The sequence below is a fragment of the Dehalococcoidales bacterium genome, assembly GCA_035529395.1.
Taxonomy (GTDB): domain Bacteria; phylum Chloroflexota; class Dehalococcoidia; order Dehalococcoidales; family Fen-1064; genus DUES01.
Window position 1 is genome coordinate 1 of record DATKWT010000153.1, and the last position, 19,893, is coordinate 19,893.

The 19,893-nt window shown below is 58.0% G+C and carries 17 protein-coding genes; 6 read left to right on the forward strand and 11 right to left on the reverse strand.

The features are described 5' to 3' along the window. Positions 1-480 precede the first annotated feature (480 nt). Both VMW13_09740 and VMW13_09745 read left to right on the forward strand, forming a co-directional pair. A complete protein-coding gene (locus VMW13_09740; protein HUV45096.1) occupies positions 481-1,002 on the forward strand; it encodes a GNAT family N-acetyltransferase in 522 nt (173 codons plus the stop codon). A gap of 5 nt (positions 1,003-1,007) precedes the next feature. Further along, positions 1,008-2,462 carry a CoA-binding protein gene (locus tag VMW13_09745; protein ID HUV45097.1) on the forward strand — a complete coding sequence of 485 codons (1,455 nt, stop codon included), beginning with the start codon at positions 1,008-1,010 and terminating at the stop codon, positions 2,460-2,462. A gap of 285 nt (positions 2,463-2,747) precedes the next feature. Here VMW13_09745 and VMW13_09750 read toward each other — a convergent pair whose 3' ends face one another. The 6 genes from VMW13_09750 to VMW13_09775 all read right to left on the reverse strand — a co-directional run bounded on the left by VMW13_09750 (position 2,748) and on the right by VMW13_09775 (position 7,593). Further along, complete coding sequence (locus VMW13_09750) at positions 2,748-4,214, reverse strand: 4-hydroxyphenylacetate 3-hydroxylase family protein (GenBank protein HUV45098.1); 1,467 nt, start codon at positions 4,212-4,214, stop codon at positions 2,748-2,750. Positions 4,215-4,320: 106 nt separating this feature from the next. Beyond that, positions 4,321-5,613 (reverse strand): MFS transporter, encoded by a 1,293-nt coding sequence (locus VMW13_09755; protein HUV45099.1) that lies wholly within the window; start codon positions 5,611-5,613, stop codon positions 4,321-4,323. Positions 5,614-5,709: 96 nt separating this feature from the next. Beyond that, on the reverse strand, positions 5,710-6,345 hold the full coding sequence (locus tag VMW13_09760) for a head GIN domain-containing protein (protein HUV45100.1): 636 nt from the start codon (positions 6,343-6,345) through the stop codon (positions 5,710-5,712). A 122-nt stretch (positions 6,346-6,467) separates the two neighbouring features. Next, positions 6,468-6,902 carry a hypothetical protein gene (locus tag VMW13_09765; protein ID HUV45101.1) on the reverse strand — a complete coding sequence of 145 codons (435 nt, stop codon included), beginning with the start codon at positions 6,900-6,902 and terminating at the stop codon, positions 6,468-6,470. 23 nt (positions 6,903-6,925) lie between these two features. After that, entirely contained in the window at positions 6,926-7,234 is a 309-nt protein-coding gene (locus VMW13_09770) for a hypothetical protein (GenBank protein ID HUV45102.1), read from the reverse strand. Continuing rightward, positions 7,231-7,593: a DUF2089 domain-containing protein gene (locus VMW13_09775; protein ID HUV45103.1), complete on the reverse strand. Its 363-nt coding sequence runs from the start codon at positions 7,591-7,593 to the stop codon at positions 7,231-7,233. Before VMW13_09775 ends, VMW13_09770 begins: the two co-directional genes overlap by 4 nt. Before the next feature lie 466 nt (positions 7,594-8,059). Here VMW13_09775 and VMW13_09780 point away from each other — a divergent pair, with 466 nt between their 5' ends. Together VMW13_09780 and VMW13_09785 are read left to right on the forward strand one after the other, a co-directional pair. Further along, a complete protein-coding gene (locus tag VMW13_09780) occupies positions 8,060-9,265 on the forward strand; it encodes a CoA transferase (protein HUV45104.1) in 1,206 nt (401 codons plus the stop codon). Positions 9,266-9,292: 27 nt separating this feature from the next. Continuing rightward, positions 9,293-10,510, forward strand: a complete 1,218-nt coding sequence (locus tag VMW13_09785; GenBank protein HUV45105.1) for a CoA transferase — start codon at positions 9,293-9,295, stop codon at positions 10,508-10,510. 26 nt (positions 10,511-10,536) lie between these two features. Here the strand turns inward: VMW13_09785 and VMW13_09790 are convergent, their stop codons facing one another. Continuing rightward, positions 10,537-11,799 (reverse strand): MFS transporter, encoded by a 1,263-nt coding sequence (locus VMW13_09790; protein HUV45106.1) that lies wholly within the window; start codon positions 11,797-11,799, stop codon positions 10,537-10,539. Positions 11,800-12,089: 290 nt separating this feature from the next. Between VMW13_09790 and VMW13_09795 the strand changes: the two genes are divergently transcribed. Next, the gene (locus VMW13_09795; protein HUV45107.1) at positions 12,090-13,370 is read left to right on the forward strand and encodes a CoA transferase; all 1,281 of its coding nucleotides are present in this window, start codon (positions 12,090-12,092) and stop codon (positions 13,368-13,370) included. Between the two features lie 407 nt (positions 13,371-13,777). Beyond that, the gene (locus tag VMW13_09800; protein ID HUV45108.1) at positions 13,778-15,013 is read left to right on the forward strand and encodes a DUF362 domain-containing protein; all 1,236 of its coding nucleotides are present in this window, start codon (positions 13,778-13,780) and stop codon (positions 15,011-15,013) included. Positions 15,014-15,050: 37 nt separating this feature from the next. Here the strand turns inward: VMW13_09800 and VMW13_09805 are convergent, their stop codons facing one another. The 4 genes from VMW13_09805 to VMW13_09820 all read right to left on the reverse strand — a co-directional run bounded on the left by VMW13_09805 (position 15,051) and on the right by VMW13_09820 (position 19,598). Further along, on the reverse strand, positions 15,051-16,943 hold the full coding sequence (locus VMW13_09805; protein HUV45109.1) for an aldehyde ferredoxin oxidoreductase family protein: 1,893 nt from the start codon (positions 16,941-16,943) through the stop codon (positions 15,051-15,053). Positions 16,944-17,049: 106 nt separating this feature from the next. After that, entirely contained in the window at positions 17,050-17,850 is an 801-nt protein-coding gene (gene greA / locus VMW13_09810; protein HUV45110.1) for a transcription elongation factor GreA, read from the reverse strand. A gap of 87 nt (positions 17,851-17,937) precedes the next feature. Next, positions 17,938-19,134, reverse strand: coding sequence for an NAD(P)/FAD-dependent oxidoreductase (locus VMW13_09815; protein HUV45111.1), 1,197 nt, complete (start codon positions 19,132-19,134; stop codon positions 17,938-17,940). A gap of 233 nt (positions 19,135-19,367) precedes the next feature. Continuing rightward, positions 19,368-19,598: a hypothetical protein gene (locus tag VMW13_09820; protein HUV45112.1), complete on the reverse strand. Its 231-nt coding sequence runs from the start codon at positions 19,596-19,598 to the stop codon at positions 19,368-19,370. Positions 19,599-19,893 lie beyond the last annotated feature (295 nt).

The window sequence follows — 19,893 nt, forward strand, 5'->3', positions numbered from 1 at the left end:
AGGTCTTTAATATGCTCCGGCGTGTAGACCGGTTCAATATCCTGGTTGGAGACAGTGGCGAAACGCCTGTCCGCCTGGTCATCATCGCTGGTCCCGGACGCCTCCGACCATCTCTTCATACCCTGGCGTACCTGATTTAGCATATTTTCGTCGAACACGGTGCCCCTCCTGCGTTATCTGAGTATGGCCGTGCCATGACCCCCGGGGTGCGCTGCCCTTTCAACCATATCCTATATTCCCCGGTGGTAACAGTCAATGTATTCGTCCCCATTTCTAGCACCAGACCATCTGGTTCCTGCGCCACTGAGGACAGTGGCGCGTCATTCTGAGCAATCGGAATATGAAGTGGATTGCCCCGATAACCACGTTCTTGCTAGAATAGGCCCATCAGGAAGTGACCACCGGCTACATTACCGGACAGACCATTATCGCCGATGGAGGTCTGCTTACCTGAACGTACGGGGAGATAACAGGAGAGGGATGATACTATCCGTCAGGCGGGCTGAACCGGGTGACCTCGGGGCGATAACCGAAATCTACAATGAGGCTGTCATGACCACCGATGCCAGCTTCGATACCGAGCCAAAGACCGATGACGAACAGAGAGTCTGGTTTACCAGACACGGTCCGAAGCACCCCATCATGGTGGCGGAAATGGATGGCACCATTACCGGCTGGGCATCGCTCAGCGAGTGGTCCGACCGCCGCGCCTATGCCGACACAGCAGAGATTTCCCTGTACGTGAAAGAGGAGCACCGGAGTAAAGGCACCGGGAGGATACTGCTGGAGGTGATTATTCTGAAAGGCGAAAAGGTGGGACTGCACTCCGTGGTCGCACGAATAGTGGCCGGCAACGACATCAGTATCCACCTCCACGAGTCGGTGGGCTTCGAGAGCGTCGGCACCATGCGTGAAGTGGGACGGAAGTTCGGCAGGCTCCTTGACGTCGTTGTCATGCAGAAGATATACCCTTCCGAAAATCCGGTCAGAGTTGAGGAATAAGCGGAATGACGGAACCGATAAGCAAGCAGCTCGACTACCTTTTCAACCCAAAGTCCGTTGCCGTGCTGGGCGCGTCCAACAACCCGGGAAAATGGGGATTCGGCACTTTTGATACCGTCCGGCGTACCGCCAGGGACATGGACATTTACCCTATTAACCCAACCTCGACTGAAATCATGGGAGTTCCGGCCTACAAGAGCGTGCTTGATGTCCCGGGACCGGTGGACCTGGCTGTTATCGTTATTCCGCCACAGACCGTACCGGGAGCAATGAGAGAGTGCGCCCGGAAGGGAATCAGGGCAGCCGTCGTCATCTCCGCCGGGTTCCGAGAGACCGGCGAACCGGGGGCGGAACTTGAAAGAGAGGTGCTGGAGATTGCCCGGGAAGCCGGGATACGCTTCGTGGGACCGAACTGTAATGGCCACTTCAACACCGCGGCCAACCTGCACACCACCGGCGGTGGTTCCAGGCCGGGACCCCTGGGTCTAGTCTCCCAGAGTGGCAACTTCGGCGGGCACATCCTGGGGCGCGGCGCGGAAAGGGGCATCGGCTTTACCAAGTACGTCAGCAGCGGCAACGAGGCCGACCTGCACCTCGAAGACTATATCGAGTACCTGGCCGAAGACAACGAAACGAAGATTATCCTGGCCTATATCGAGGGGCTGAAGGAAGGCCGAAGGTTCTTCGAGCTGGCCAGGAAGACCACGAAGAAAAAGCCCATCATCGTCATGAAGGTGGGCCGGACCGACGAAGGGGCACGGGCAGCCCAATCGCACACGGGGTCGCTTTCCGGCTCGGACGCAGTCCACGAGGCCGCCTTCCGCCAGTCGGGCGTTATCCGGGTCGACGAAGTGGACGACATGTTCGATATTGCCCTGGCACTGCTCCGCCAACCCTTGCCCAGGGGCCGGAGAGTGGGTATAGTGACCGGTGGCGGCGGATTCGGAGTGGTTGCCACGGACGCCTGCCGGAGAATGGGTCTGGAAATACCCGCTCTCACCGGGGAAACGGTCCTGACACTGAGCAAGTACCTGCAACCGCGCTGGTCTCACGGCAACCCGGTAGACATGGCCGGGGACACCCAGGGGTCTTACCCATCCCTGGGAACGCTGCTCAAGGCGGAGAATATCGACGCCGTGCTTGCCGTCGGCTCGGTTGGCTACCCCGCCCAGACCCCGACCGACCCGGAACGGTACGATGCCGCGACCAGGGAGAGGATGGAGGAATACCGCCAGCAGATGATAGAGGGGGAGCTTGGCCTGGTGGACGGCCTGATCGAGCGGATAGACCGGCACCAGAAGCCCCTCATCATAACCGCCTCGACAGGACGCGGGCAGTCACCGGCAATCATCAAGCTGGAGAAGAACGGCTTCTACGGCTACCGCACGCCGGAAGAAGGCGCCAGGGTGCTCTCCTACCTGGTCAGGTATGCAGAATATGTGAGGGGGATAGAGGACTAGCAGTCAGTAATCGCAACATTTAGATTGCTTCGTTTCACTCGCAATGACATGAGTACAGCGTGTCACCCTGAGCGTAGCGAAGGGACCTCGGGGTGGTGGTTAATGGGTTCTCCTTCCCCACCCCGGATTCTTCGTCGTCCTTCGGGTTATTGAGAGGACGGACTCCTCCAGAATGACAACGTGGATTGTAATGCCATATACGAGACACTACACTAGCTCTTCATAGCCAACAAGCTGTGCAGGGGTTGCCTGTCTATGGCGCGGTGATGCACCTGCCCACTACCTTTACCCCAGCACGTCCTCCCTTTCCTCAATTCCGGCGATGATGCGGGCAAGCTCCTGCTTGCGTGGCATGTCCGTCTCTCGCTCAATCATTATCTTCTGCGCCTGCGGGGAACCGGCACCATGCATTGACTCCGTCCGGTAGCTGGGGGCTATCTGTCCGAAGCTCATAGCGTGAATCAACGACAGCATCCGGAACCGTACCTCGGTGGGAACATCGGCTACCCCTTTGAGGTATTTCTCGATGTACTTTCCCAGTAACGGATGGCGGAAGTCCTTTTCCGAAGGCGTGGTCACCAGCAGGCCGCCGGCAATATCCTCGGCAAGGCGGCAGAGCTCGTAGGGAAAGCGGGTGACGTTGAGCTTGCAGACATTGGCCAGAAGGGTATCAGGCTGGTAGTTACCCGCTTCCGTCCGTCTTCCCTGGTAGGAGCAGGCCAATCCGCAGGCATGTATCGTCTCAGCGAGGTGTATCATCTCCCCCAGCTTGTCCCTGATGTGGGCCGCCCGCCGGACCCCGTTGTAGTCCGCCATCGACGCCGCAGCCCCGATGAGTACGTCGCCAATGCCCGCCTTGCAGCCCCCGTAGCTCTGACGGTGGTAGGCCGCAAACCTCTCCACGAGCATTATCGAGAAGTCAATCTCCCCGCACATGAAGACCCGCTCCCAGGGGACAAAAACATCGTCCAGAATGACCAGGACTTCCTGCCCGCCAAAACTGTAGTTACCGACGTCGATGTCACCTTCCTCAAGCTTACGGGTATCGCAGGACTGTCTCCCGTAAATCATGGTTATACCTTCGGTATCGGTCGGTATTGCACAGGCCACGGCGTAGTCTTTGTCCGCTTCCCGCATTCTCAGGGTGGGCATGATGAGCATCTCGTGGGAGTTGGCGACACCGGTCTGGTGGGCCTTAGCACCCCGGATTACTATTCCGTCCTTCCTTCGCTCGGTAATATGGACGAACAGGTCAGGGTCGACCTGCTCACTCGGTGCCAGCCCGCGGTCGCCCTTGACATCCGTCATCGCGCCGCAGACACAGAGGTCTTTTTCCTGGATGTTCTTCAGCCACTCCCTGAACCTCTGGTGGTACCCGGTGCCGTGCTCCCGGTCCATCTCATAGGTAGTGCTGTAGACCGCGTTAATCCCATCCATACCGACACACCTCTGGAAGCAGCAGGCGGTCCTCTGTCCCATCTGTCTTTGCAGCTTCACCTTGTTCACCAGGTCATCGGTACTCTGGAAAAGGGAGGCAAACCGGTTCACCTTCTGCCCGGTGAGCGGTGAGTCGGTGGTTGCCAGGGTCTCATTCTCAGGTTCGTGGGCCAGCTTGTAGGTCATTGCTACCGCATTTATCGAGGGCCTGATGATGGGGTGGTCAACCCAGTTCTCTACCTTCTCGCCGAGGAGGTAGAGGTTCAGATTGAGTTTACGCAAACTCTCGATGTATTCGCCAGCCGTCATTAGCATGGTATTTCACCTCCGACCATATGATTCTACGGTCTGCTTTCCTGTCTCTGTTTAGCTTATACCATGCCCTTGTGGCAGTCAATGAAGGTTGCTGGTTGCAGAACCGTCAATCGATGGCACGTATCGTACGGCTGGCTGCCATGAAAAGGCCGGTGAGCATGGTCAGGCCTCCGGCGACGACAAACATGGCTATGTAGTTCAGGTCCACCAACCATCCGGCCAGGGCAAGAGAGACCGGTGCCAGACCCATCGAGGCAAACATCACCAGGCTCATAACACGCCCCAGCATGTCCGGTCGCACCATCCTCTGAAGCCAGGCGATTGCCCTGACATTGAGGAAGCTGTTCACGATGCCCATGATGCCCAGAAGCACGCAGGTTACCAGCAGGTCCGGGGCCACGCCGATCAGACCCAGACCGGCGCCTATGACTACCGTAATGACAGTGAAAACAATGCCGAGGTGTCTCATCTTAATCGACCCGGCCAAGAGCGCACCGAATACGGCGGTGCCACCGAATACCGATAGCATTATGCCCAGACCAGCGGCACCTTCAGCAAACCTCTGGTGAGCCAGCCAGGCGAGGCCAATATCAATGGGGCCGATAAAACAGAAATTGATGACGGCAATCACAGGCAGCAGTACCCGAATTTCGGGGGTATTCCAGGTATAGCGCAGACCTTCCTTCATATCGGAAAGTGCACTGTTTTGACTGGCAGGTTCTGCCAGCTCTCCGTTGGGCTGTGTTGTCCGACGGCGCAGGCTTATTCCTCTCATGAGCAGCAGTGTCACAGAGGCAATAGCAAAGGTGACAGCATCAACACCCATTGCCACCGCGCTGCCCGCGGCAGCCACAACGAAACCGGCTGCTGCCGGACCAATGAAAGCGCTTAGCTGTGAGGTAGCTATCACCAGGGAGTTAGCTGCCTCGAGCCTGTCCTTGCTGACCAGCCGGGGAATCATGGTCATCATCGCGGGCAGGAAGAAAGCACCCACAATCCCGAATATCACCATGAGGACGTACAGGTGCCAGAGTTCCACCGTCCCGGCAAATACCAGGAGCGCAAGCAGAGCCACCAGTACACCCTGGGCGGTATTGGAAACCAGCATCACCAGGCGCGGTGACAGCCGGTCACTGACCACACCACCGAAGAGCATAAACACGGCGCGGGGGATAGCCGCCGCCATCATCACCGTGCCCAGCGCCAGGCCAGACCCGGTTGCCTCCAGCACCACCCAGGCCAGGGCTATCATCTGAAAGAAGTTACCGAATACGGAGACACTCTCGCCCAGCCAGAGCAGGCGGAAGTTCCGGTCTGCCAGCGGCTGTAACAGGGGAAAACGGCGGATGCCGCTTGCCGTGGAACGGATTTTGCTCTGTCGGACGGCGTCCTCTCTCATTACTCCTCCGGGATAGGAATTGGTGTGTTCGCACTGCACCAACGATTATCAATCGGGCGATTTGGCGGGTGATTCCAGCTACCGGGACCAGCCGGACTACTCGGTCTTATCGATACTGGAGGCCCCTGATGTCCTGATGTCACCCATCGTTGGCTCACCCTTGTAGTGCAAGCGTGAGGCACCGCTTAGCTCTGCATTCAGCCTGCTGTCGACGTTAACTGTCATCCTGCTGGCACCACTCATGACGAGACTGGCGTCCCGGACTTCAAAACCACCCATCTCGATACGACTGGCCCCGCTGATATCGGCGGTGAGATTTCCGGCTGAGCCGGACAGGTCCGCCCTGCTGGCACCGGATAGGACCAGCCTGGCATTCCCCACACCCAGGTCACCGGTAATCCTGCTGGCTCCGGACAGTTCCATCCGAAAGTCCTCCGATGACTTGAACCCGCTGACTGTAACCCTCGTGGCCCCGGAGATAGAGAGCCCTTTCAGCACCGGCATGGTTATCGTGGCTTTCGGTCGATTACTCGTTGGAATCCAGGCGAGAGGATGCCATCTCCGGCCGATACTTAACACCTCGCCCTGCCTGGATACCGTGATACTCTGAAACTGGAGCCAGTCGGCCTCCACGACAACGCTGTATGAATCGGACGCCTGGACATCAACCTCAAACGCTCCCCCCACAGCCACTTCACTGAAATCACTGAACCTGTACTCACGAGTCGCCATAGTTCTCCTCATGCGTTTACTACCCTTGTGTGCGCCGTCGGGCTCCCTGGAGATGCTCGCTGCGCTCCGCTCAGCCTCCGCCGCTGGCAGCACGCCCGCCGAGCGCAAGCGAGCACGGTGCGTTACTCGAAGTAGATGCGAACCTTCGCCTCGGAGCTATCGACATCCACCTCGAGCTCACTGAGGTCATCGACCAGCTTCTCCAGGTCTTCCAGCTTGAGGTCGCGGATGTCCATGTCAATCCCCTGCTCCTTGAGTTTCTGATTGATCTGGCTGGACGCCGCGTTGGGGATGACCGAAGCGAACTTCATACCCGCTCGCAGCAGGGCGACCGGTACGCGGACGTTGACACGCTCCTGTTTGGCACCCAGCCCTTCAGCCGGCTCGATAACGACACGGAGAAATTTGGGCTGCGGCTTGCGTGTCTGCTCCGCCACACCCACAGTTGCTCCCTCATCGACACGCTCACCCATTGTTGCCATCAGTCGCTCCGCCTCATCGACGTTTATCTTTCCCTCGGCCAGCAAGTCCAGGATTCTTCTTCTATTCTCACTCATAATATTACCCTCCAGGTTTTCTCCTATTGAAATGAAACAAATACTTTCTCAGTTTTGTTGTCGACATCCACGGTGAGTCCACGCAATGCACAGAGTACCGCCAGTAGCCGTGGTCCACCACGAAGTAGAACGACACCTGCAATTGCTGCCCACTTACCCTGACCGATACACAACATTACCAGGGCAGCCAGTAAAGCAAATGGCAGAAGTAATAAGACAGCCACAATTAGCAATAGCGTTGCCGGTATCCCGATAATGAATAGTGGTAACCAGAAACGGATGTTGTGACGCTGGTTTGTTATATGCACCCGCAGCAACATCGGCGGTATCATTTTGACATCCTCTCGATCGCCTCGTCGGCGTCGATTTCGCCACGCTCCAACTGGGCCAGTACCTCCGTCTGTGAGGACACCGGCATCGTCTCGACAAACTGGAAGTTCTCGGCGATGCGGTTGAGCCGGTTCTTCACCGTCGGGTAGCTAATGCCGAAGACCTGCTCCATCTCCTTGATGGACCCATGGCTGCGGACAAAGGCCATCACGAAGACCTGATCCTCGGCCGACAGTCGAGCGAGCGGGGGCAGGTCGAAGCTGCCTTCGATAGAAAGCTCGCTATCGACCAGGCGCACCCGCTCCACGACAATCGACGCCCCGCGCGTCAAGCGTGTCAGTTCATACCAGTCTTTAGCCATATTCGCTAACCTCCTTCTACTATATTCCTATCGGACTAGTGCATCCGGGTTGTGAGTTATCATTGTGTCCACCTCCTAGCGTAATTTTCTTTATATCCTTCTTCATTTTCTTAATTTAGAATAGCATTCGATATTAACTTTGTCAATTCTGGTCATACCGGAAGAGCACTGGTGTATAACGGTGTACGTTTGTCCGGCGGCGTCATTCTCCCTTATTCTTATCGAATCTCGCTCTTGCTTCATTATATTAATAATACACTATCTATTTCTTGATTATATCAATTGTAGAGTAGTATTAATTAATCTTTCCAGTACCAGCAGAACCGGGAGCAGGACCAGCCCCCCTTCCTGCTACGCCAGATGCCGGAACGCTGTTTGCAGATATACCTCGCTGGTGATACAATCATCCGTAATTCCCTTTAGCACCACGACATCTCGTCACAGACCACTACGGGAGGTGAGAAGAATGTCTGGAAGCGCACTTACCGGCGTCAGGGTTGTCGAGTTAGCCACGATGGTTGCCGGCCCATACTGTGGAAAGATGCTCGCCGACCTGGGTGCCGATGTCATCAAGGTAGAGTCCCCGGAAGGCGACCCTTCACGGGAGTTCGGGCCCTTTCCAACCGGCGGCCCGCACCCCGAGCGCAGCGCCATGTTCCTCTACCTCAACACCAGCAAGCGCGGGATAACCCTGAACCCTGATGTAGTTGAAGGCCTCGAAGCCCTGAAACGGCTGGTCAAATGGGCTGATATCCTGATTGATAGCTTCCCACCCGAGCGCCTGGAAGGACCTGGCATGGGCTGGGAAGCGCTGACCCAGCTAAATCCGGCCCTGATTTACACCTCGATTACACCGTATGGCCGCACCGGCCCGCGGGCAGGGGTAAAGGGAGACGAACTGACACTGATTCATGCCGGTGGATTGGGTAATCTGCTGCCGACACGCTCGGTGGACGTGGACCGGGCTCCGGTGAAGATGGGGGGTTATGCCGTCGGCTACCACGGCGGTATCACCGCTGCCCTGGCCACGATGGCAGCAGTCCTGAGCCAGAAAAAGACAGGGTGCGGTCGCCTCATTGACATTTCGCTACAGGAAGTGATTCTGGCTATGGTACGAACAGGTCTGGCCGGTAACCGTTACCAGGACAGTACCTGGGGCCGGGTCCCCGACCGACCTCCGGCGATGGGCAGAATGAAGACCAGGGACGGTTACATAGTGGCCGGTACCCCGGAAGACCACCACTTCAGGGCTTTTCGCGAGCTGATGGGGAACCCGGAATGGCTTGCCGGTAAGCAGTGGGAATCTCTGGCCTACAGGGCGCACCACCTGATGGAGGTTACCGACAAGATTGACGAGTGGGTACTGCATCAGAACAAGGACGAACTGCATCACCGCGGCGCCAAAATGGGCATCGCCATGGGGCCGCTCAACTCCGCCGAAGACCTCATGAAGGACGAGCAATACACAGCCCGGGACTACTTTGTCGAGGTGGAACATCCCGAGGCCGGCAGACACCGTTACGCCGGCTGGCCGTACCGGATGACGGCAACATCGCCGCGTGTCCAGCGGCCGGCGCCCCTGCTGGGAGAGCACAACGGGGAGATATACGGCAGCCTGCTGGAGTACTCGCCCGAGCAATACGAGCTTCTCCAGCGCGCCGGTGCGGTATAACGACGAGAGAGAAAGGACGGTAGTAAGATGCTTCCGCTGGAAGGAATAAGAGTAGCCGACTTCAGTTGGGTATGGGCCGGACCCTACTGTGCCATGATGCTGGCGGCCCTCGGTGCCGAGGTAATAAAGATAGAAGGCCACAGGCGGACCGACCTCATGCGTCATATTGTCAACTGGCCTCTGCCGGACCCGGCGCCAACCGTGGTGCCACCCAACCAGGGGATGGCCCTCAACTCGGTCAACCAGAACAAGAAGAGCTTCACCCTGGACCTCAGCCGACCGGAAGGCGTGGCACTGGCCAGACGGCTGGTGGCGGTCAGTGATATCGCTGTCGATAACATGCGGGCCGGCGCAATGACGAAGATGGGCCTCGACTACGAAGAGCTGTGCAAAGTACGCCCGGACATCATAGTCCTTTCCATGTCCAGCCGGGGACAGGAAGGCCCGCAGAAGGACTACGCGGGATACGCCACCATCCATCACGCTATTGGTGGCGGCGCCTATATAACGGGCTATCCCGACGACGACCCCTGCCACAGCACCGGCGATGTCGACCTGATGAATGGTACCAACGCGGCCTTTTCCGTCCTGGCCGCTCTGTACCACCGGATGGAGACCGGAGAGGGACAGTTCATCGATTACTCGCAGTGCGAAGGCGTTACATCCATCATCGGTGAGCTTCTGCTTGGCTACGAGATGAACGGGCAGGTTCCGGAGAGGATGGGTAATGCTCACCCCCGGTACGCGCCGCACAACGTCTACCGGTGCTGGGGAGTGGACCGATGGCTCGCCCTCGAGGCTCACTCCGACGATGAGTTTGCCGTTCTGACCAAGGTCATCGGCCAGCCGAAACTGTCCAGGGACCCCCGTTTTTCCGACATGGTCTCGCGCAAGAAGAACGAGAAGGAGCTGGACCAGCTTATCGAAGCATGGACCAGAGCGCGCGACCGCGACTGGATGGTCGCGGAATTCTGCGAGGCTAATCTTGCCGCGGCGCCCTCTCGCAATGCCAGGGACCTTTATGCAGACCCGCACCTGCGGGCCCGCGGGGCCTTCCTGAAGGTAGACCACCCCGAGCTGGGTGAGCTGGAGTTGGTGGGAGCACCCTGGAAGATGAGTGATGCGGAGATGCCGGCACGTCATGCCCCGCTGCTTGGTGAGCACAACGAATACGTGCTGAGGGAATTACTCGGTCTTAGCGAGACCGAGGTGAGCGAACTCCGCCAGAACGACATCATCCTGTAACGAATAGGATTTACGCAGAGTCAGCTTTATTCCCTGGCACCGCGCAGGAACGGTGTGCACACCACGACAATCCCCGCCAGAGCGATGCTGATGATTCTGAAGCTGGCGTAGAAGCCAAGTCGGTCAATAAGGTTGCCCATCACCGGCGTCAGCAGACCGGCGACTTCCGCACCTGCGAAGTAGTACACGCCCAGTACCGTGGAGCGACGGCGTTCCGGCGTATTCCCGGCGATATAGGCCTCGGAGGCGGGCATGCGGGCATTGCTTACCAGGCCGATAGCCACCATTACGGCAACAAGCGCCGGTACGTCCGGCGCCACGCCCAGCAGATAGATGAGGGGTATAGTGGTGAAACTCACCACCAGCAGTACCGGTATCCTGCCGAGGCGGTCGGAAAGATACCCGCCCATAGGCGCGGCAAACAGTCCTACTGCGGGCGTGATGGCGACCAGAATGGCGGCCGTCGCCTCGGGAACACCGAAGTGGTCTACCGCGTACAGGGAGAGATAGGCCGCCACCGATTGGGTCATCGTTCCGGTAGCAACGCTCATGATTATGAACGGTGCCAGTTTCCGCCATCGTACGCTGTCCGGACCGGTGGAAGCCTCCATACCGGTTGTCTGCTTCTCTTTCTCCCTGGCATACATCCTCCGGCCGAGAAGAACATATATCGCTATCCCGAGGACAATCGCAGGAACCGCCAGCGTGATATAGGCACCTCGCCAGCCCCAGACGGCAGCTATCGGCGCAACGAGCAACGGCACCACCCAGAAACTGCTACTGCCGCCAACAAGGTGGAGCCCCAAAGCCCGCCCCCGCCGCTCCGGTGCGATAGATGAGGAGATTGCCGCTGCTGAAGCGGGGTGATAGCCGCCCCCCAGCACAGCCGCCAGAACCAGAAAGATAATCAGGGTCAGGTAGCTCTGCGAAAGGCCGATGAACAGGCCAGCCAGGGCTACCCCCGATATACCTGCGGTAACGACTATCCTCGGCCCGATACGGTCGGCCAGCCAGCCGGAGGGCAACTGGCTAATACCGCCGGTTATCGCGAAGGCGGACAGCACCACACCCACCTCTGTGTAGCTGAGGCCAAGATCGGTACGTATCATCGGCATCAGCGGTCGCAGCATTGCGCCGACGATATGGTGGCCGAAGTGTGCCAGGATAAACAGTGGCAGCATTCCGGAGAAGAGCAGTCGGAAGTCCGGTCTTCTGATAGCAGTTCCTTTCCCGGTGTTCTCGCAGGGCCGGCAGCCCAGTGGGTAATCCTGGGATGGTCTGTCCTGCACAGCAGGCATTCCTGCTCGGCAGGTATTCCTGCCGCGTAGACCACAGATGAGTCTCATTGTAGCAAGCCACCGTACCACTGGCAAGCACGCGTCAGGTCGATAGACCGGGGCAGCACGGTCTCCCGCCCATCCGGTGTGAGTTTACAGGGGAGGATTCTGGTGGTATACTCTGGGACTATAGTCCACAGCCCCTCTACCCGCCAACCACGTTCTACTCTACCCAGCCTGTGCACAGCCTGCGGGGAGTATAGCCAGGATGGGAAGACCGGGCAAGAAGGAGGTACTGGAGAATGGCTCAGGCTCTTGAGGGTATCAAGGTTGTTGATGTATCGCAGGTAGCCGCCGTACCGATAGCGGCCCGGCACCTGGCCGACTTCGGAGCGGATGTGCTCCACATCGAGAACCCCACCACCGGCGATTCCTGGCGGGTGTATCAGGCCGGTCAGGGTACCGGCAGGGCGGGTGTCCCCTCCGATATCAATTACAACTGGGAGAACTACAACCGCAATAAAAGAAGTGTCACCGTTGATATTACCCAGGAGGCAGGCCAGAAGGTCACCTATAAGTTCGTGGAGCAGGCAGACGTTTTCCTGACTAACCTGAGGCCTTATGAACTGGAGCGGTACAACATGCAGTATGATATCCTGAAACAGATCAACCCCCGCATCATCTTCGGCGCCCTGACCGGTTTCGGCAAGAAGGGTCCGGAAAAAGATGCCCCCGCCTACGACGCCACCGCCTTCTGGGTCAGGTCGGGAATCCCCTACATGTTCACCAAGCCGGGAATGCCGAACACCGGTTTCCGGCCAGCCTTCGGGGATAACCTTGCCGGACTGGCCATAGCCTTCGGGGTAATGGTTGCGCTACACGTCCGGGAGAAGACCGGGGTCGGGCAGGAACTGGACGTAGCCCTGTTTCACGCCGGAATGTACCAACTCGGTTTTGACATTGCGGGGGCTCTGGCCACGGGACTGGACTACGCAGACTGGAGAGAGGAGCCACCACCGGAAGCCGTCGCCAGGGTCGAGGAAGCCCTGGTCCCGGTAACTGCCTTCTACCGGAGTAAGGTCGTCAACCCCCTAGCAGGAAGGTACATAACCAGGGATAAGAGAATGATTGTATTTGTCGTCCTGCAACCGGACCGCTACTGGGCGAAGTTCTGCCGGGCCATAGAGCGTGAAGACCTGATTGACGACCCCAGGTTCAATTCATACGAGGCGAGAATGGAGAACTGCCAGCTCCTTTATCCTGTTTTCGACGATATCTTCAAGACCAGGACACTTGAAGAATGGAAACCGCTTCTGGAGGGGATACCCTACGCTCCGTACCAGAGTCTCCACGAAGCCATCAATGACCCCCAGGCGAGAGCCAACGACTTCTTTGTTGCCTATGACCACCCCACGTACGGTCGCATAGAGGGAGTAGCCAACCCGGTGCAGCTCAGCGAGACGCCACCAACAGTGAGGATGCCTGCACCGGAGTTCGGCCAGCATACCGAAGAGGTCCTCCTCGAATACGGATATACCTGGGAGGACATTGCCAGGTTCAAGGAGCAGGGCGTGGTGGCCTAGCAGGGTGATGAAAAACCCTTTCGACCAACCCGTCTGGGCCACACGGGATAGGGCGTACACTAGTGTGAAGGTTCTATTGAGTGGAAGACGAATCAAGGGGGACACCCCCTTGCACCCCCGTTCCAGAGGGGGCGCCCCTCAGAAGGGGCGGGACCCCTCTGGACTCCCCAAAACGGTGTGAAGGACAATTTCAGGCAAGGTTCATTCGCACCTAAGGGAGTGTTGCACTATTCTGGTAAGAGTCTGGGAAAGTGACTACAAGCGGAGTGTAAAAGGGGCTACGCCCCTTTTACAGCAGCCTGCTGGGTGCCCTGATACCGCAGCAGAGACGGGAAAGAGAGCAACCCGGGCGATGCACCGGGAAAAGACTTACAATAAGATAAATAATGTCATTACGAAGGAGACCCATGCCGGAGACACTGGACCACGGTAAGTCCGAGTCCGCCAGTGGACAGAATGGTGCCCGGGTATCCATCGTCCGGGCCGATGATTATGACCTGCCACGTCTGGTTCCAATGGTACAGAGAAGCATCGAGCTGATTGGTGGACTGGAGACGATAATCAAGCCCGGTGACCGTGTCTTTGTGAAGATAAACCACCTGCCGCCGCCATCACCTCCTGAGCGGGGTATCGTCACCCACCCGGTATTCGCCGAGGCCGTCCTGGAACTACTCAAGAAAGCAGGGGCCGAAATCACCGTGGGCGACGAGATAGAGACGGCACCGGTCGACGGATTCAGCACTTCCGGCTTCCGCCAGATGTGCCAGCGTGCCGGTGTCAGGCTGATAAACCTGCGGGAAGAGGGATTCGTCGCCAGGGAGTGCCACGGCCTTCTCCTGAAGGAAGTCTATTTATCCAGGGCGGCCCTGGAAGCCGATGTAATCGTCAACCTTCCCAAGCTGAAGACGCACTCGCTGACCGTATTCACCGGGAGCATCAAGAACATGTACGGTACCATCCCCGGCAGCCTCCGCCGAAGACTCCACGGCGAGTATCCGGATAGCGAGGACTTCTCCCGGATGCTGACGGATATCTTCTCTGTTATCCGGCCGCAACTGACACTGATGGATGGCATCGTTGCTATGGAAGGAGAAGGCCCCTCAGCAGGCAGTGTCCGGAAGCTGGGCGTCATCCTGGCCAGCCGTGATGCGGTGGCCGTGGATGCGGTAGCTGCCGGAATCATCGGTATGGACCCGATGGATATCGCTACCACCCGCTATGCCCACGAGTGCGGTCTGGGAGTGGGTATTTTGGACAGCATAGAAGTAGTCGGGGAAAGCATCGAGAGTGTCGCCACCAGTGACTTCCGGCTCCCCGCCAGTGCCAATAGAGCACTCCTCAGGAAGATACCCGCTCCTCTATCCAGGTTCGCGGTAGGCCAGCTCACCGTTAGACCAAAAGTGGTGGAGCAGCAGTGTACGGCGTGCGCCGAGTGCGTCAGGGCGTGCCCTACCGGGGCAATCACTATCCACGGCAAGAGCGCCGGCGTTACCGGCGTCGCCAGCATCAATCGCGCCATCTGCATAGAGTGTATGTGCTGTCACGAGGTCTGCCGCTTCAACGCAATCGTCACCGGACGCACGGTCATCGGCAGCGCGGTCAGCCTTGCTGCCGACGCCGTGAGGAAGCTGCTCGGAAAATGACAATTTATCTCGTGACCTTCAGTCACGAGATAAGCATTTACTTCTTGCCCGCTATCTTGTCCAGCTCGGGTATCGCCCAGGCAAGGTCCAGTTCCGCCAGCTTGGCAGCGGTAGGCGACGCTGTCTCAGCATCCCATCCAGCCATACCGTAGTAGCTCTTGATAGCCTCCTGGAATGCTTCCCTGTCCAGTCCCTTACCCTGCCGGGGTCCGCTGCTAACACCTGTGTACAGGCGCTCCGGCACGAAGTCATCCTTCGCAGTGAAACCCTCTCTGGCGTTAAAGAGCCGGGCCAGGGCCAGGGCACGTTCGCCGACCTTCTCCAGCTCCCAGGCATTGGTATTCCAACCGGTGACCGCACTGACAAGCTCAGCCATCCTGTTGGGGTCATACGGCAAGAACATACAGGCAATGGCACAATTCTTGAAATGCTGCCAGTTGACCAGGTACCAGAAGGAGCGGACTTTGGACAGACCGAGGTCATGCGGGTCGAGTGGTTCTTGAATGCCAAAGGCTAACATGGTTGGGTTGACACGCATCCACTCAGGGTCATGGATGTTGTGCATGTGGTCTGCCCCGGTGGGTGAGACAGCGTAGCCTATCCCGAGTCCGACCTTGCCCCTGGGGTCGTGCATCGGCAACTCCTGCCCTTTGATATGCATGGCGTACTGGCTGGCGCCTCCACCTATCTTCTCCGCGGCACGCTTGGCACCCTCTGCCAGTATATCACCCAGCCCTTCACGCCGCCCTATCATCTCCACCATCTTCATCATCGCTTCGGCGTTGCCGAACCTCAATTCGATACCGCCGGTGTCCTTCTCGGTCAGGATACCGTTCTCAAAACATTCCATAGCAAATGCAATAGTCGTACCGGTGCCGATGGTGTCCAGTCCCAGGGCATTGCAGGTCTGGTTGCCGTGAGCAATAGCCTTGAGGTCGTCTATCCCGCAGAGCGAACCGAGGGAGCCGATGGTCTCGTATTCCGGCCCACCATAGACGCGCTCTACATTGTACGGCGGTCCAACTTCAACAACGCGTTTGCAATTGACGGGACAGGCGGAGCAGTTGTCGGTGTCCACCAGAATAGTTTCCGCCATTGCCTGTCCGCTGATTTTCTCAAAGCCGTCGAACTGCCCTTCCTGGAAGTTCTTCGTGGGCAGTATCCCCATGGCGTTCAGTCCACCAACTCCTCCAGCGGTACCGTAGGACTTGAACCCCCCCATGAACCGCTTGACGACATCGGCGGTAGCGCCGGCAATCTCGCGGACCTTCTCCTGGTTGGCCACCTTCAGGGGATTGCTCCCACGTACGGCGATGGCCTTCAGCATCTTGGAGCCCATGACAGCGCCCAGCCCACAGCGTCCGTAGTAGCGGTTGATGTCGTTGGCGATAGCGGCCACCCGCACCAGCTTCTCACCAGCCGGACCTATCTGCGCGACACGTACTCTCTTGTCGCCCAGTTCCTCCTTGAGCTGGCTGTCCACCTCGGCGGTAGTCTTGCCCCAGAGGTGAGCGGCGTCCCGAATCTCCACCTGGTCGTCCTTAATCCAGAGGTACACGGGTTTGTCCGCCTTACCTTCAACTATGATGGCATCCCATCCGGCGCGTTTCAGCTCTGCCGGCCAGAACCCGCCTGACTGGGCATCCCCCCAGCCACCGGTGAGGGGAGACTTGGCACCAACTCCGCTACGGCCGCATCCCGCGGCAGGAACACCGGAAAGCACCCCTGCCGAAAACACCAGTTTGTTCTCCGGTCCCAGGGGGTCGATACCCGGTTTCAGTTCCTTGAGCAGGTAATAGCCAATCAGGGCAGTCCCACCGAAGTACTCCCGGTAGAACCTGCCCTCAGGCTCTTCGATGGTGGTCTTCTTATCAGTAAGGTTCACTCTCAGGATTTTACCAGTATATCCGCCGGGTGATTCTTCAGTCATGAATCATATCTCCTTAGCGTATTTGTTGATGCATTTTATATCATTAGCCGTTAGTAAAGCAATACTAACCCTCCGTTCATCGCCAACAAATGAGCACAGTAAGCCGTCAGTCCCCGATGCTCAATATCCTGTAACGCAGCTTACCTGCCGGCACTGTCACCTCTATCTCATCGCCCGCCGCACGTCCGACTACGGCTTTTCCTATCGGGGAAACGTTGGAAATCTTGCCGGCGGCAGGGTCTACCTCATTGGAACTCACCAGAGTGTAACTGACCTCTTCTCCCGACGCCAGGTCCTGCAAGACTACATCATCGCCAATGCCAATCCTGTGCCTGCTCTCTCGCTCCTTATCCATGATTACGGCCGCAGCCAGGACTCCCTCAAGTTCCAGGATTCTCCCTTCCAGGTAACCACGCTGCTCCTTAGCTGCATCCAACGGAGCATTCTCTTTGAAGTCTTTATCCGCGGCTGCACTACGGATATCTTCAATCAACTGCGGGCGTTTATCCAGCAGTACTGTCAGTTCGACCTTCAGTTCGTCGTATCGCTGCTGTGTCAGGAGAACAGACTCGCGCTCTCTGGACGCTGACACGGCCTTATTCTTTGCCTTGCGTGCCTTGAGATGGACCGCCAGATTAAGTCGACTCCACCCTTGCTTCCTGGCGTGAGCCAGAAAACCCCGTATCAACTCAAGCTTCCGCGCATAGTCCGTGTCCGACTGAGACAACTGCTCGGCGTAGTTCGCCACCTGCGGAGGAGACATCCCGGTTAACGCCTGTTCCGTTCCGTACCAACGGACAAACCGGTAGATTTCATGCTGGCTGGCCTCTCTCTCCCCATCCGGCAGGCCAGCCAGAAAGCGGCGCGCAGCCTCACCAAGTCGGACATTCTCATTACCGCCGGTCATTTTAATACTTCCTCCTGTACAATCCTGTAGTCATTCCCGTCACCCGCGGCATCATTAACCGGATTACCTTCACCTTCGTCCGGCGGGCTACTCCCGACCGGGCATACGGTCCTTGAGGCGTGCCGGTAGTTTCATCGACCCGATGACCTTGCGAAAGACCTCGTAGCTGATTACGCGGGACACAGCACCCCCGTGCCAGTCAAAGGACAGGTCCTTCGCGTTGAGCAGGGATTCAAGGATGCCGGACGACTCCATTATATCAAAAAGCCGGTCAATCTGCCGGTCACTGAAGCGCTCGTAGACCCTCCGGGCCCAGTAGCCTGTCCTCAACTCCGACCCGAGTCTCTGCTTCCATTCCCGCTGGTAACCAGCCAGGTTCCTGGCCGAGAGGTTATCTGCGGACAGAGCGCGGTGCAGGTGTTCCGCCGCGATGTTGGCGCAGAGTAACCCGTAGTAGACACCGCCGCCGGTGATGGGTTTCACCTGTCCGGCAGCAGTACCGACAACCAGCAGCCTGTCACCGTAGGTCTTCGCTAATGGCTTCAGGGAAATCCCTCCGTGCAGCACCTCGACATCAGCCGAAGCTATCTTCCCACTGTCAGCCAGGAACGAGAGCAGTTTTCTGAGATAGACCTCGGGAGTCCGCCGCGAAAGCAGCCCGGCAAGTCCCATGCCGGAGGCAGTCGGCACCATCCAGGCAAAGAAAGAAGGGGCTACTTCCCGGCCCAGGTATAATTCTATTTCCTCAACTCCGGGCGCACTGACCTCTGCCTGTACCCCGGCAACGAAATCGCCAGTCCTGCCCAGGCCGAGTCGCTCGGTCAGGCCGGGTCTGAAGCCCGTAGCGATAACTGCCGCCCTGGCTTCAAGATAGACCGGACTACTACCGCGAACCGCCTTAATCCTGACCCGGTCGTCGGCAACCTCGATATCCCTTACGAGAGCCCCTACCTCGTAATGAGCGCCCCTTCCCTGAGCCCTGCTAATCATGGAGACATTGAGCGACACTCTATCGACAATGGCAGCCTGAGGTTCCGGCCGCCACAGCTTTAGCGGTTTGCCCGACGGCGAGAACACCCGGGCGCCCTTCACCCATCGCATGATGATGTCTTCCCCGATGGCAAAGGATGTGACGCACTCACGGCCAATAATCCCGGTACAGCAGACGGGTTCCGTCAGGCTGCGCTTGCCTTCCACGACCACCACGTTATGACCCATCGCAGCCAGTCTACCGGCAGTGTGGCTCCCGACCACTCCGGCACCGATTACGGCAACATCGTACAACTATACCCTCCCGGCAAATAAAGGACCTGACTACTAGCTTACCATGATTTACCCGTCCGGGTGAACATGATTCAACGCCAGGACAGTGGAAACTGCGGCCGGTCAGGAGTACATTTCCCAGCCAAATATAGGACTACAAATAGAGTAAGAGCGTATTTGGCCAGGTAGAAGGCGGAATGTAGTGAGGGGAATCGAGAGGGATGTGGCGGTCGTTCCGTTGCGATTAATGCGAACTAGGGCTGAAGTCTGTCGAGTATAATGAGGCCGGGGATAGATAAGAGTATCGCCAGCACCAGCAGTACCAGTACCAGAGCCAGAGCTGATATCTCGCGTTTACCGGAGACCTTAGCTCCTGCCGGGAACGGGTTGGGCTGGCTGTCCGGCTCTGGTTCCGGACGACTGATGACGGAGTCGGCCTGGCGACCGGATTCTTTTTCTAACAGTGCTGATGTTTGTCCCTTCATCCTATCTTAAGTATAAGGACTGATGCACGTCCGAACAATGACGATTTAGTACCCCGCGTCTTTAGTACGAAGGTCATGCCCATTCCGTGCCTGTGCCATACCTCAGTCGGGGACACCTTAGCGGATATCTCCGCTTCACCAGGGCCTCTGTCAGCTAGCGCAAGCGACCGCTGAGCCACAGCCAGAGGACAACCGCCGCCATCACCCCAAGGCCGATGATGCCGGTACCGCCACCGAGGAGGGGGTCGATGTCAGCGAAGAGGAAAGAGGGGAAGTAGGCCAGGAGTTGGGCGTT